Here is a 13443-nt window from a genome sequence, read left to right as displayed (position 1 = left end):
TCAGTAATTCGCTTTCAGGTCCATGCCGGCATAGAGGCTTGCCACCTCGTCGTAACCGTTGAACATCAGGGTCGGGCGGTTCTGCGTGCCGAAAAAGCCGCCTTCGCCGATGCGTTGTTCCGTCGCCTGGCTCCAGCGGGGATGGTCCACATGCGGATTGACGTTGGAATAGAAGCCATATTCGCGGGCATTGGAGTTTTTCCACGTCGTTTCCGGCTGTTTCTCGACAAGCGAAATACGGACGATGGATTTGATGCCCTTGAAACCATATTTCCACGGGACCACGAGGCGGATCGGCGCGCCGTTCTGGTTCGGCAGGGTTTCGCCATAAAGCCCAACGGCGAGGATGGTGAGCGGATGGCGCGCTTCATCGAGACGCAGGCCCTCGACATAGGGCCATGAAAGAGGCTGGAACAAGCCGCTCTGGCCGGGCATTTCCTCCGGCCGCACAACCGTCTCGAAGGACACGTATTTCGCGCTGCCAAGCGGCTCCACCTTGTCGAGAAGGGCGGCGAGCGGGAAGCCGATCCACGGAATGACCATCGACCAGCCCTCGACACAGCGCATGCGATAGGTGCGCTCTTCGAGAGGATATTTCATGAGGTCTTCAATGCCGAATTCCTGCGGTTTGGAAACGAGGCCATCCACCTTCACAGTCCAGGGGGTCGGCTTGAACTTGCCGGAATTTTCCTTCGGGTCGGATTTTCCGACGCCGAACTCGTAGAAATTATTATAGCTGGTGACGGCGTCGAGCGGGGTGAGCTTCTCATCGAGCTTGTAGGCGCCGGGTTTTGCGGAAAGCGGCGCGGCAACAGCCTCACGCCCGGCCAGCCCGATTGCCGCCAGCCCCGCCGCCGTGCCGAGGAAGCCACGTCTGGACAGGTAGATATTCTTCGGCGTGATTTCATTTGCCGAGATGATGGGCGGACGATAGGCGGGCATTGGAACCTCCACAAAAGCCGGGTGCATCGGCGATAAATCGACTATGATAGCCAATACGGCCGCTGCACAGTTATGTTTCAGCGATCTGCGGAAAAACAACGGTGGAGCGGCGAAAATCGCGCATTTGTGATGAAAGGCGCGGCCCGATAGCACGCTGAAGAGAAAGCGTACCGTACCGAACCGTACTGTTTTGCCTCAAGGTGACAGTGACAGGGCTCACGGTTTGCGCTAGAAAAACCGCAAATTAGGGCAGAGGCCATTTTGACCGCGCTGCGGAAGACGCGTCTTTGCCCAAGAGATCGAGGAAAACACCATGCCAGCCTATCGCTCCAGAACGACAACCCACGGCCGCAACATGGCGGGCGCGCGCGGCCTTTGGCGCGCCACCGGCATGAAGGACAGCGATTTCGGCAAGCCGATCATTGCTGTCGTCAATTCCTTCACGCAGTTCGTGCCGGGCCATGTGCATCTGAAGGATCTCGGCCAGCTCGTCGCCCGCGAAATCGAGGCGGCCGGCGGTGTTGCCAAGGAATTCAACACCATCGCGGTCGATGACGGTATCGCCATGGGCCATGACGGCATGCTCTATTCGCTGCCCTCGCGCGAAATCATCGCCGACTCGGTGGAATATATGGTCAATGCCCATTGCGCCGATGCCATGGTGTGTATTTCCAACTGCGACAAGATCACCCCCGGCATGCTGAATGCCGCGATGCGCCTCAACATTCCCGCCGTTTTCGTGTCCGGCGGCCCGATGGAAGCGGGCAAGGTCGTTCTGCACGGCAAGACGGTCGCGCTCGATCTGGTCGATGCGATGGTGGCGGCTGCCGACGACAAGATTTCCGATGAGGACGTCAAGGTCATCGAACGTTCCGCCTGCCCGACCTGCGGTTCCTGTTCCGGCATGTTCACCGCCAATTCGATGAACTGTCTGACCGAGGCGCTCGGCCTGTCATTGCCCGGTAACGGCTCGACGCTTGCCACCCACTCGGATCGCAAGCGCCTGTTCGTCGAAGCCGGTCACCTGATCGTCGATCTCGCCCGCCGTTATTACGAGCAGGACGACGAGACCGTTCTGCCGCGCACCATCGCCAACAAGGCGGCGTTTGAGAACGCCATGTCGCTTGATATCGCCATGGGCGGCTCCACCAATACGGTTCTGCATATTCTGGCGGCTGCCCATGAAGGCGGCGTCGATTTCGGCATGGAAGACATCGACCGTCTTTCCCGCAAGGTTCCCTGCCTTTCCAAGGTCGCGCCCGCCAAGCAGGACGTGCACATGGAAGACGTACACCGCGCCGGCGGCATCATGCGTATTCTCGGTGAGCTGGAGCGCGGCGGTCTCATCAACCGTGATACCTATACGGTGCACGAAGCGACGCTCGGCGACGCCATCGACCGCTGGGACATTACCCGCACCAACAGCGAGACGGTGCGTGAATTCTTCAAGGCTGCCCCCGGCGGCGTACCGACGCAGGTTGCCTTCAGCCAGTCCTCGCGCTGGGACGATCTGGATACCGACAGCGATAATGGCGTCATCCGCTCGGTCGAAAAGCCTTTCTCCAAGGATGGCGGTCTCGCCGTGCTTTATGGCAACATCGCGCTCGACGGCTGCATCGTAAAGACGGCGGGTGTGGACGAATCCATTCTGAAATTCACCGGCCCGGCGGTCGTTTACGAGAGCCAGGACGCGGCCGTGAAGGGCATTCTCGGCAACGAGGTCAAGGCGGGCGACGTCGTTGTCATCCGTTACGAAGGGCCGAAGGGCGGGCCGGGCATGCAGGAAATGCTCTATCCGACCAGCTACCTGAAATCCAAAGGCCTCGGCAAAGCCTGCGCGCTCATCACCGACGGTCGTTTCTCCGGTGGCACGTCAGGCCTGTCCATCGGCCACGCCTCGCCGGAAGCGGCACAGGGCGGCGCCATCGGCCTCGTGCGTCAGGGCGACCTGATCGAGATCGACATTCCGAACCGCACGATCAACCTCAGCGTACCGGATGCCGAACTGGCATCGCGCCGTGCCGAGCAGGAAGAAAAGGGCTGGAAGCCGGAAGCACCACGCAAGCGCAATGTCACGACGGCACTGAAGGCCTATGCGGCCTTTGCGTCGAGCGCGGACAAGGGTGCAGTGCGGATTCTGCCGGAGTAACAGACTGATTGTGAAGGAAACAAAACCGTCCGGTGATGCCGGGCGGTTTTCTATTTTGCACGAAGTGCCAATACGTTCGCTACCCGCAATTCAAATTCGCTTCGTTTCATCACCATCGAGAAAATACAAGATCTCGTTCTCGTCGTTCGCAAGATGCCAGATGAGTTCGATCAATTCTGCTTTACGCATTCGGTTTAGCCGCCGCTCAACAGCGTCGAGTTCAGCGGTTTGCGCCTGATAGATCGGGCTTGGTGCATAACTTTTGCTCCCCCGTTGAACCGCCAATGCCACAGCGGCCATGTGCTTGCAGGGACCGAATCCTGCAAAGGCCGGGCACCAGCACTTGCCGGAGAGACGCGTTCCGTCGAACCACAATTCCACCTTGTAGCGCCGCGTTCCCATGCAGCGGGCTATGATCTCATCATGTTTGATCGAGACGAATTCGACCATCCCGGCTTCAAAATACTGATTTCCGCGTTCGATATATCGCTCATCGAAAAGGGAAGAGATGTGGTGTTGCGTAATTTTCATGGCGGAGCAAATTCGCGTTTGATTTTGCGTCAACCTAGCACCCATGGAGGCGGATATGTCACATCATGAAAAACGCCGGGAAACAAAAAGGATAGGTGTTGCATCCGCCGATAGTGTCTCTGTCTCACATATCGATTCAAGTCTTTGCCAGACCGATTCCGGAAAGATGGCCAAGTCGATGACAATCAAAAGAATTATCGTGTTGACGCCATGGCGCGGTAACGCTGCGCGGCAGTCCGGGTCACAATGTGGTGACAGGTCTGGTCGACCTTTCCGCAGACCTTAAATCAGACCTATGAAAAGACGAACCGCACTCACCCTTATTGCTTCTCTTCCTTTTGCCCGGCTTACCCGCGCGCAAACCTCTGGCAATGCCGGCCGATTCGACCCATTGCTACGGGATGCGGGTGCGCTTTCGAGCCTGAAGACCGTCATCGTCAGCATCGATGGCGCAGAGGTGGCAAGCCGCGCCTATCACGGTGCCAGTCTCAATGGTTCCACCAATATCAAGTCAGCGTCGAAATCGGTGATCTCGGCGCTGGTCGGCATGGCGATCGACCGCAAGATTCTGTCGGGCGCCGATCAGCCGGTCGCGACCATACTGCGCGGAGATTTTCCTCCTAACCCCGATCCACGGCTGGAGCGGATCACCATTGGTCATCTCCTGTCCATGCAATCCGGTCTGGAGCGCATGTCCGGTCCGAATTACGGCCGCTGGGTCGCCAGCCGCAACTGGGTGAGGATGGCGCTGGGTTCCGGTTTTGCCGGGGAGCCCGGCGGCGGCATGCTCTATTCCACGGCATCAACACATCTGCTCTCGGCGATATTGACCAAGGCTTCCGGCCGCTCGACGCTTTCTCTCGCCCGAGACTGGTTCCGGCCACTTGAGGGGTTCGCGATCGGCGGGTGGGAGCGCGATCCGCAGGGCATCTATCTCGGTGGCAACCAGATGGCGATGACGGCGCGTTCCCTGCTGGCCTTTGGCGAGCTTTATCGTCTTGGCGGCGTAACGCCTGATGGCGAGCGGCTCATCTCGCAGGAATGGATCAGCCAGTCCTGGCAGCAGCGCACCAATTCCGTCTTCAACGGCGATGGTTATGGGTATTGCTGGTTCATCAAGGAGATGGCGGGGGAGATTGTCTATTACGCCTGGGGTTATGGCGGGCAGATGCTCTATATCGTGCCTGCCAGACGACTTTCCGTGGTCATGACCTCGCGGGAAGATGCTCCTTCCGCCAGAACCGGCTATCGCGACCAGCTGCATGGCCTCCTGGAAAACATCATTCGTGCGGTCTGAGGGCAGGCTTAACGGTTAGAGCGGTCGATTGATGCTCTGGAAGGCTTCCCCGAGGCGCTTCATACGTTCCTCGTAAGAACGCGTCAGGCAGGCCACATCGGCCGCGCATTCCTGGCGTTTCTTCAGCCATTGGCTCTGTTCGTCGCGCAAAGTGTCGCGCGCGCCCATCGCCATCAACTGGGTCAGAATGTCGAAGGTGGTGGCCATCTTCACATCCTGGTCGTTCAGCGCGCGGTTGTCACAGATCGCTTTTTCATCCGCCGCCAGATCGGGCTTGGCGCAATCGAAGCTTGCCGCGCTGGCCGGTGAGACGAGGGAGGATGTGAAAAGGATGCCGCAGGCAAGGAGGATCGGTTTCAGATGCATGGGTCGTCTCTTTTAAAGGGCAGTCAGGTGCCGGTGAAACCGAAAAGGGGCGCTGTTGGTTCCAATGTCGCCCGCCGATACCATGCCTGGAAAAGGACGGCCATCATCTTGCCGCTCTTTGCTTTACAGGCTTTGACGTTATAACTCCATCATACTGATGACGATGAGGAATCACATGCGAAGCGTGTTGAAGTATCTGTCCACCGGCTTTCTCGCCGCGCTCATTCTCCTGCCCGTGGGTGCTGCGGCGCAGGATAACAGGACCGTGCCGTCGAGCCACACGGAAATGCAGCTTTCTTTCGCGCCGCTGGTCAAGCGCACCGCAGGCGCGGTGGTGAATGTTTATGCCGAACGCGTCGTGCAACGGCGTCTGTCGCCGTTTGCTGGTGATCCTTTCTTCGAACAGTTCTTCGGCCAGCAGATGCCGAACCGTACGGAAAAGCAGTCATCGCTCGGCTCCGGCGTCATCGTGACCGCCGGCGGCCTCGTGGTGACCAATAATCACGTCATCGACGGTGCCGATGACATCAAGGTGGCGCTGGCGGATGGACGTGAATTTTCGTCAAAGGTGCTGCTAAAGGATGATCGCGTCGATCTCGCCGTTCTGCAGATCGATGCGAAGGAGCAGTTCCCGGTACTGTCGCTCGGAAATTCTGACAAGATCGAGGTCGGTGATCTGGTGCTCGCCATCGGCAATCCCTTCGGTGTCGGCCAGACGGTGACGAGCGGCATCGTTTCCGGCCTTGCGCGCAACCAGGTGACGCAGGGCGATTTCGGTTTCTTCATTCAGACCGACGCCTCCATCAACCCCGGCAACTCCGGCGGTGCGTTGATGAACATGGCGGGTGAGCTGGTTGGCATCAACACGGCCATCTTCTCCAAGGGCGGCGGCTCGAATGGCATCGGTTTCGCCATTCCCGCCAATCTTGTCCGGGTTTTCGTCGCTGCCGCCGAGCGTGGCGATGCAAGCTTCCAGCGGCCCTATATCGGCGCAACTTTCGATCCGGTGACATCGGATGTCGCCGAGGCGCTTGGTCTGCATCGCGCCCGTGGCGCGCTGGTCGTCAGCGTCATCAAGGGTGGGCCGGCGGAGAAGGCGGGCATCGAGCCGGGGCAGGTGGTTACAGCCGTCAACGGCTTCGAGGTGGAGCATCCGGATGCGCTGGGTTATCGCCTGACGACCGCCGGCATCGGCAAATCCGCCGAACTGACCGTCATGGACAAGGGGAAAGAGAAGAAGGTGACCATCGCGCTCGATACCGCGCCGGAAACCGCACCGCGCGATGAACGGCTGATTGAGGGGCGCAATCCCTTCGCCGGCGCGACTGTCGCCAATCTTTCGCCAAAGCTTGCCGATGAATTGCGTATGCCGTCGCAGGTGACCGGCGTTGTCATTACCGATGTGAAGCGCGGTTCCCCGGCTTATCGTGTCGGTTTCCAGCCGAAAGACGTGATCCTGTCGCTGAACGGCGCGGATATCGGCACCACCGCCGCTGTCGAGAAGGCGCTGGACGACAATCCCGGCTTCTGGCGGGTGGAAATCCTGCGTGACGGGCAGCGCATCCGGCAGTTCCTGCGATGAGCGACGATCTCTTCGCCCCGCAAGTGCCCGTCGAGGTCGCCAACCGGCGGCCTCTTGCCGATCGTCTGCGTCCCAAGACGCTGGCGGAGGTGAGCGGGCAGCCGCATCTGACGGGCGAGGAGGGCGTGCTGCGCCGCATGATCGATAGCGGCTCACTGGGGTCGATGATCTTCTGGGGGCCGCCCGGCACCGGCAAGACCACGGTTGCCCGGTTGCTTTCCGGCGAAGCGGGGCTGGCTTTCGAGCAAATCTCGGCGATCTTTTCCGGTGTCGCCGATCTCAAGAAGGTTTTCGAGGCGGCGCGCACACGGCGGATGAATGGCCGGCAGACGCTGCTTTTCGTAGACGAGATTCATCGCTTCAACCGCGCCCAGCAGGACAGTTTTCTGCCTGTCATGGAGGACGGTACCATTATTCTGGTGGGCGCCACCACCGAAAACCCGTCTTTCGAACTCAATGCCGCTCTGTTGTCGCGGGCGCGTGTGTTGACATTCCGCTCGCATGACGAGGATAGCCTGAGCGAGCTTCTCAAGCGCGCCGAGGAGGCGGAGGGCAAGTCCCTGCCGTTGACGGAAGAGGCACGGGCCAGCCTGATCCGCATGGCCGACGGCGATGGCCGCGCCGTGCTGACGCTTGCCGAGGAGGTCTGGCGCGCGGCGCGCAAGGACGAGACCTTCGATACCGAAGGGCTGACGCGCATCGTGCAGCGTCGTGCGCCCGTTTACGACAAGAGCCAGGACGGCCATTACAATCTCATCTCCGCGCTGCATAAATCGGTGCGCGGTTCGGACCCGGATGCGGCACTTTATTATCTCGCGCGCATGTTCGATGCCGGCGAGGACCCGCTTTATCTTGGGCGGCGGCTGGTCCGTATGGCCGTTGAGGATATCGGCCTTGCCGATCCGCAGGCTTTGACCGTCTGCAACGCCGCCAAGGACGCCTATGACTATCTCGGCTCACCCGAGGGTGAGTTGGCGCTGGCGCAGGCTTGCGTCTATCTCGCGACCGCGCCGAAATCGAACGCCGTTTATACCGCCTTCAAGTCGGCCATGCGGGCGGCCAAGGAAAACGGCTCGCTGGTGCCGCCGAAACATATTCTGAACGCGCCAACCAAGCTCATGAAGGGCGAGGGTTATGGCGATGGTTACCGTTACGACCATGATGAGCCGGATGCTTTTTCGGGGCAGGATTACTTCCCGGAGAAGATGGGGCGCACGACCTTTTACGATCCGCCGGATCGAGGCTTCGAAAGGGAAATCCGCAAGCGCCTCGACTGGTGGGCGAAGCTGCGTCGCGAGCGCGCGACGCGCTAGGGTTTGCGGCGTCCCGGCCGGAAAGTGCGCCGCGGGCGATCTTGAGAAAGAGATTCAAGTCGCTGGTAGATTGAGTCGGAAAATGGGCGTAACTGATTGTTTGTAAATGCGATCAGGACGCCTTGCGATGTGGCGCCGCCTGGGGCTGCGCGGGCAGCATCTTGACCGAGGATTCCGCCAGGCCGCTATGGCCTTCGGCATCGATCACCAGATGCCAGTGCAATGTCTCGGGAACGGCGATGCGGATCGGCGATTTTTTCGCGACGCCGCCGAGATATTTGAAATCGAGCAATTCGGTGAAACGCTGAAAATTGGCGCCCGTCATCAGCCGGACATTGTTGACGGCGGACAGGGATATTTCAAGGATGGTGCCTGCCCGCAATTCCTTCAGGTCATAATGCGTATAGCGAAAATTCGGCCGGGCCATCGCGCGCCTCTCTGTAAAGTAATTTCGGTCAAAGAGGATAGGAGTTACACGGTTAACGGTGTCTTTAAATGCCGCCAGCTGGTTTGAAAATTCACGCTTGCTGTGCCTGTCCGGCATGATGGCGCCAAGGATTATGTGACTATAAGAATAATACCGACGTATAATGTGTGTGTTTAATAATAATAAATTTTTCGCCTTTAACATCGACTGGTCGAAGTGCATCAGCGACGTTGAGGGGGAACATGAAAAACGTAACAATATCTGCGCGCCTTTATGCGCTCGTCGCATTGTTTCTGGCAATATTGGCTACGGCCCTGACATTCAGCCTGTTTGAAAGCTACCACAAAATGGAGGGCGAACGGAAAGCTGGGCTTGCGGCGATGAACGAAACCGCTGTTGCCATTCTCGATCAATATTATCGGCTGGAGCAGGCCGGAAGCCTGACGCGGGAGGCGGCGCAACAGCAGGCCAAGACGACCATTGCAGCGATGCGCTATGGCAATGGCAGCGGCTATTTCTGGATCAACGACATGCATCCCAAAATGGTGATGCATCCGATCAAACCCGAGATGAACGGCACGGACCTTACCGCCAACAAGGACCCGAACGGCAAGGCGCTGTTTGTCGAGTTCGTGAACACGGTCAAGGCGGGCGGCAAGGGCTTTGTCGATTATTACTGGCCGAAGCCCGGTGCGCCGGAGCCGGTCGAGAAATTTTCCCATGTCGCCGGTTTTGCTCCCTGGGGCTGGATTGTCGGCACCGGTGTTTATGTTGATGATCTTGAAGCGGTGTTCTGGCGCGACCTCTATTTTAATGGCGGTCTTTGTGTCGTGGCCGGCCTTCTGGTTGTCGGCGTGGCCGCAGCCGTCGTGCGGAGCGTAATGCGGCCGATCGACCTCATCCGCCAAAGCATGCGGCGGATTGCCGACGGTGACGGCGCGGCGGATATCCAGTTCGCCGACCGTCGCAATGAAATCGGCGCGATTGCCAAGACGCTGCTGGTACTGCGCGACAGCGTCAATGAGCGCAGCGCGCTGCAGGCGCGGGAGGCGGATCAGCAGCGGGCGCTGGAGGAGGAGCGGCATGGTAACGAGATGGTTCTGCGCTCCGCATCCGAACGGCAGGCGCATGCCATGGAGCAATTGGGCAATGCGCTCGAAGCGCTTGCCAATGGCGATCTGACCGTTTCACTCAGAGATATTGGTGAGGATTACGAAAAGCTGCGCATGGACTTCAACCGTGCCGTCGGTGCGTTGCACGGTGCGATCGAGGCGATCGCCAGAACCGGGCATGTGGTCAATGACAGCGCCTCCGACATCAGCGGTGCGACCGGCAATCTTTCCCGCCGGACCGAACAGCAGGCGGCGGCGCTGGAGGAGACAGCGGCGGCTCTGGACGAGATCACGGCCACGGTGCGCACCGCTTCCGAGCGTGCCAACGAGGCCCGGCAGATGGTGCAGGACACGAAAACCAGCGCCGGCCGCTCGGGCGAGATCGTGCGCAATGCCGTCGACGCCATGGGCCGTATCGAGGAATCTTCGAAACGCATCGGCCAGATCATCTCGGTCATCGATGAAATAGCCTTTCAGACCAATCTTCTGGCGCTGAATGCCGGTGTGGAGGCGGCGCGTGCAGGCGAGGCCGGGCGTGGTTTTGCCGTGGTGGCGCAGGAGGTTCGCGAACTGGCGCAACGCTCCGCCAATGCGGCGAAGGAAATCAAGACCCTTATCAACCGTTCGGCCGAAGAAGTCGGCGGCGGTGTCGCACTCGTGCGCTCGACGGGCGATGCGCTGGAGGAGATCGTGGCGCTGGTCAACCGTGTCGACGGCCATGTGAACTCCATAGCCACGGCCGCGCGCGAGCAGGCAACGGGCCTGCAGGAGATCAACACCTCCGTCAACCACATGGACCAGATGACACAGCAGAATGCCGCCATGGTGGAAGAAACGACGGCGGCCAGCCAGACGCTCGCCGAGGAAAGCCGCCAGCTGCGCTCGCTGCTTTCGCGTTTCGAACTTGGACATGTTGCGGGGCGGGAGGTTTCGCGGGCCGCGTAATGTCAGGCATCTAGATCTGATTGAAAGGCGCGGTCCTGGCCGCGCCTTTTTGTTTTGAGCCTTCAGAACCAGCCATTCGTTATTTCCGGCAACCAATAAGGTTTCGTTTACCTCATTTCTTTAAAATTTATCCTGTATTGCCGCGAATTGCGGCCGCTGAAGGTACAGGTTCTCGTATGGCGTATGTTTCCCTTCCGCGTCGTCTTGTGACGTTGCTGATGATTTCCACGGTCATGGTGTCGTGTTCGGCGGAGGGCCTCGTGCCGCCGGCGGAGGTGGACGGCACCACGCGCGTCAGCGCCATCCGTTCCTCGCGGCAGCAAGGTTACAGCGCGCCGGCTGGTGCGGTGTATCAGGCCGAGCGGGCCGGGCAGGGTACCGATTATCCTGCCGCCGTCTCACAGCCGATGCCGGAGCCTTACGCTTCGCAGGACCCCCTGCTGCAATCGCCGCAGGGCGGGCAGGGTTATTCGACACTCGATTCCCAGCATCAGGCGCGCATGGCGGCCAGCGGCCATACAACTGCGCCGGCGCAGACCATGCAGGGCCAGGCGATGCCGGCGCAGCAGATGGCCAGCAACCAGATCGCCGAAGGTGAAGGCGGCGTGAATATGGATTCCATGCTGGGCGTGGAGCCGGTTCGCGGACTTGCCGAAGAACAGGATGCGGATATCGCCGAAGGCGCTTCAGCGCAGCCGGTGGTGGATGGTATCGGTACGGATAATCCCGTGGCCGTCTCTCCGGCCCGCCAGACGCAACGGGCCAGCCAATCGCGGCTCGTCCCACCGCCGCCGCTCGGCTCCTCTTCCCGTCGCCAGCCGGTGGAAGAAGTGGCCATGCTGATGCCTGATAATCCGATGGCGGGCGACGGGCTGCAAAGCAACCGGTCCATGCCGCCCGGCGTCATGCCGCCTTCCGAAGTTGCCTGCCGCTCCGAACTTCGCCGTCTCGGCGTCGCTTTCCGTGATGTCGCGCGTATTGCTGACGGTCCGACCTGCGGTATCGACTATCCGATCGAACTCAGTGGCCTCGCCAGTGGTGTCGCCGTCCGGCCGGCAGTAAAGCTCAATTGCCAGGTCACGCTTGCCTTTGCGAAATGGGTGAAGTTCGAGCTCGTGCCGTCCTCGCGCTTCCGTTACCTCTCCGGTGTCGGCCGCATCACGCCGATGGGCGGTTATTCCTGCCGCAAGATGAATTCGCGCTCCAGCAACCCGTGGTCAGAACATGCACGCGGTAATGCCATCGATATCGGCACCATCACGCTGAAGAACGGCAAGGAAATCGATGTTCGCAAGAAAAGCTTCTTCGCCTTCCGCGAAAAAGCGCTGCTGAAGGCGGTGAGGTCTGACAGCTGCAAATATTTCTCGACCGTTCTCGGACCGGGCAGCGATCCCAACCACTGGAACCATTTTCATTTCGACTTGCGCACGCGCAAGTCAGGTTACAGGCATTGCGATTAGGCCGCGCTGGTGGACGTTAACGGCTGAGTTTGAAAGCGTCTCCGCCGTCATTCTCGGGCCTGTACCGAGTAACTGCAACGTCGTTATTGGCGATATGTTGGCAGATCCTTGGCACAAGGCCGAGGATGACGTCGAATACGGAGTGCGGCTTGTTATCGGGCTGCCGCCGATGACATAGGCGGCGGATTTTTGGATAAGGCCGTAATGACGACGGTTGAGGATGCTTCTCTGCGCGCTAACTCGATAATCGCCCGTCACACCCCAAAAAAAGACCGGCCCGAAGGCCGGTTGAAAAAGACAGCCTTATCGGGGGGATATCGGCGTCTTTGCAAGGGCATGCAATGGGAAAACGATCCCATAGAGTGGTCCATCCGGCGCGGATAGCGGCAAAAGACATCGCACCGTACTGACCTGCGGCCAACATGGCTTGCCGCACCTTTCAGATACGCTATGAGGGTCACATGTTTGTGACAACGGCCTTCGGGAGCCTGCCTTTATGCCCCCTGTTTCAGAGCTGATGGTCTTTGCTGCGGCGCTTGCGGCAGCGGGTGTGGTCGCCGGTCTTCTGGCGGGGCTATTCGGCATTGGTGGCGGCGCGGTGCTGGTGCCCGTCTTCTACCAGGTCTTTGGGCTGCTGGATGTGCCGGAGGCGGTGCGCATGCATCTGTCGCTTGGCACGTCGCTTGCCATCATCGTGCCCACTTCCATTCGTTCGTTCCTGGCGCATCGTCAAAAGGGCGCGGTCGATGTCGATCTGCTGAAGGGCTGGATTGTCGCCGTGCCGCTCGGCGCCATCCTCGCATCCGTGGTTGCTGCCCATGCCTCGAGCGTCGCCCTGCGGCTGATCTTCGCCTTCATCGCGCTGGTGCTCGCCTTCCGGATGATCTTCAACCGGGCGAGCTGGCATCTCGGCTCCGACCTGCCGAAAAATCCGGGCCGTTTTCTTGTTGGCACCGGCATCGGGCTCTTTTCCGGCCTGATGGGCGTGGGCGGCGGGGTGATGAACAATACCTTCATGACGCTTTACGGACGCACGATCCATCAGGCGGTCGCAACCTCTTCCGGTGTCGGCGTGCTGATTTCGCTGCCGGGGCTTCTGGGTTACATCTGGGCTGGCTGGGGTGATGCGGGCCTGCCGCCGTTTTCCACCGGTTTCATCAACTGGATCGCCGTGGTGTTGCTGATCCCCATCACGCTTGTCGTTGCGCCCTATGGCGCTAGGCTCGCCCATGCGCTCAGCAAAAAGCAGCTGGAGCGGGCCTTCGGGGTATTTCTGGTCTTCGTCGCAGCGCAGTTTTTCTACAGCATCTACAGCTGAT

11 protein-coding genes are annotated in these 13443 nt (G+C 59.9%); 7 read left to right on the top strand and 4 right to left on the bottom strand.

Going from position 1 to position 13443, the window contains the following annotated elements; genetic code table 11:
- On the bottom strand, positions 1 to 942 hold the full coding sequence (gene msrP, locus PL599_RS03440; protein WP_142911490.1) for a protein-methionine-sulfoxide reductase catalytic subunit MsrP: 942 nt from the start codon (positions 940 to 942) through the stop codon (positions 1 to 3).
- Between the two features lie 313 nt (positions 943 to 1255).
- Here msrP and ilvD point away from each other — a divergent pair, with 313 nt between their 5' ends.
- A complete protein-coding gene (gene ilvD / locus PL599_RS03435; RefSeq protein WP_269825044.1) occupies positions 1256 to 3091 on the top strand; it encodes a dihydroxy-acid dehydratase in 1836 nt (611 codons plus the stop codon).
- Between the two features lie 90 nt (positions 3092 to 3181).
- On the opposite strand, the gene PL599_RS03430 is transcribed toward ilvD, so the two are convergent.
- On the bottom strand, positions 3182 to 3622 hold the full coding sequence (locus tag PL599_RS03430) for an SWIM zinc finger family protein (RefSeq protein ID WP_269825045.1): 441 nt from the start codon (positions 3620 to 3622) through the stop codon (positions 3182 to 3184).
- Positions 3623 to 3917: 295 nt separating this feature from the next.
- Between PL599_RS03430 and PL599_RS03425 the strand changes: the two genes are divergently transcribed.
- Positions 3918 to 4919, top strand: a complete 1002-nt coding sequence (locus tag PL599_RS03425; protein WP_271358799.1) for a serine hydrolase domain-containing protein — start codon at positions 3918 to 3920, stop codon at positions 4917 to 4919.
- A 15-nt stretch (positions 4920 to 4934) separates the two neighbouring features.
- On the opposite strand, the gene PL599_RS03420 is transcribed toward PL599_RS03425, so the two are convergent.
- Positions 4935 to 5285, bottom strand: coding sequence for a lysozyme inhibitor LprI family protein (locus PL599_RS03420; protein WP_142911488.1), 351 nt, complete (start codon positions 5283 to 5285; stop codon positions 4935 to 4937).
- 175 nt (positions 5286 to 5460) lie between these two features.
- On the opposite strand from PL599_RS03420, the gene PL599_RS03415 reads away from it, so the two are divergent.
- Positions 5461 to 6867 carry a DegQ family serine endoprotease gene (locus PL599_RS03415; RefSeq protein ID WP_269825047.1) on the top strand — a complete coding sequence of 469 codons (1407 nt, stop codon included), beginning with the start codon at positions 5461 to 5463 and terminating at the stop codon, positions 6865 to 6867.
- Positions 6864 to 8180, top strand: a complete 1317-nt coding sequence (locus PL599_RS03410) for a replication-associated recombination protein A (RefSeq protein WP_077983826.1) — start codon at positions 6864 to 6866, stop codon at positions 8178 to 8180. Before PL599_RS03415 ends, PL599_RS03410 begins: the two co-directional genes overlap by 4 nt.
- Before the next feature lie 112 nt (positions 8181 to 8292).
- Here the strand turns inward: PL599_RS03410 and PL599_RS03405 are convergent, their stop codons facing one another.
- Positions 8293 to 8607 (bottom strand): DUF1883 domain-containing protein, encoded by a 315-nt coding sequence (locus PL599_RS03405; protein ID WP_080790415.1) that lies wholly within the window; start codon positions 8605 to 8607, stop codon positions 8293 to 8295.
- A gap of 242 nt (positions 8608 to 8849) precedes the next feature.
- Here PL599_RS03405 and PL599_RS03400 point away from each other — a divergent pair, with 242 nt between their 5' ends.
- The 3 genes from PL599_RS03400 (at position 8850) to PL599_RS03390 (ending at position 13442) form a co-directional block, all read left to right on the top strand.
- The gene (locus PL599_RS03400) at positions 8850 to 10664 is read left to right on the top strand and encodes a methyl-accepting chemotaxis protein (protein ID WP_269825048.1); all 1815 of its coding nucleotides are present in this window, start codon (positions 8850 to 8852) and stop codon (positions 10662 to 10664) included.
- A 176-nt stretch (positions 10665 to 10840) separates the two neighbouring features.
- Complete coding sequence (locus tag PL599_RS03395; protein ID WP_269825049.1) at positions 10841 to 12124, top strand: extensin-like domain-containing protein; 1284 nt, start codon at positions 10841 to 10843, stop codon at positions 12122 to 12124.
- A 496-nt stretch (positions 12125 to 12620) separates the two neighbouring features.
- The gene (locus PL599_RS03390) at positions 12621 to 13442 is read left to right on the top strand and encodes a sulfite exporter TauE/SafE family protein (protein WP_137410627.1); all 822 of its coding nucleotides are present in this window, start codon (positions 12621 to 12623) and stop codon (positions 13440 to 13442) included.
- The last annotated feature ends 1 nt before the right edge of the window (position 13443 follow it).

The organism is Agrobacterium sp. ST15.16.055 (assembly GCF_027956555.1).
GTDB classification, from domain to species: Bacteria; Pseudomonadota; Alphaproteobacteria; order Rhizobiales; family Rhizobiaceae; genus Agrobacterium; species Agrobacterium salinitolerans.
This window is presented reverse-complemented; position numbering and strand designations above follow the sequence as displayed.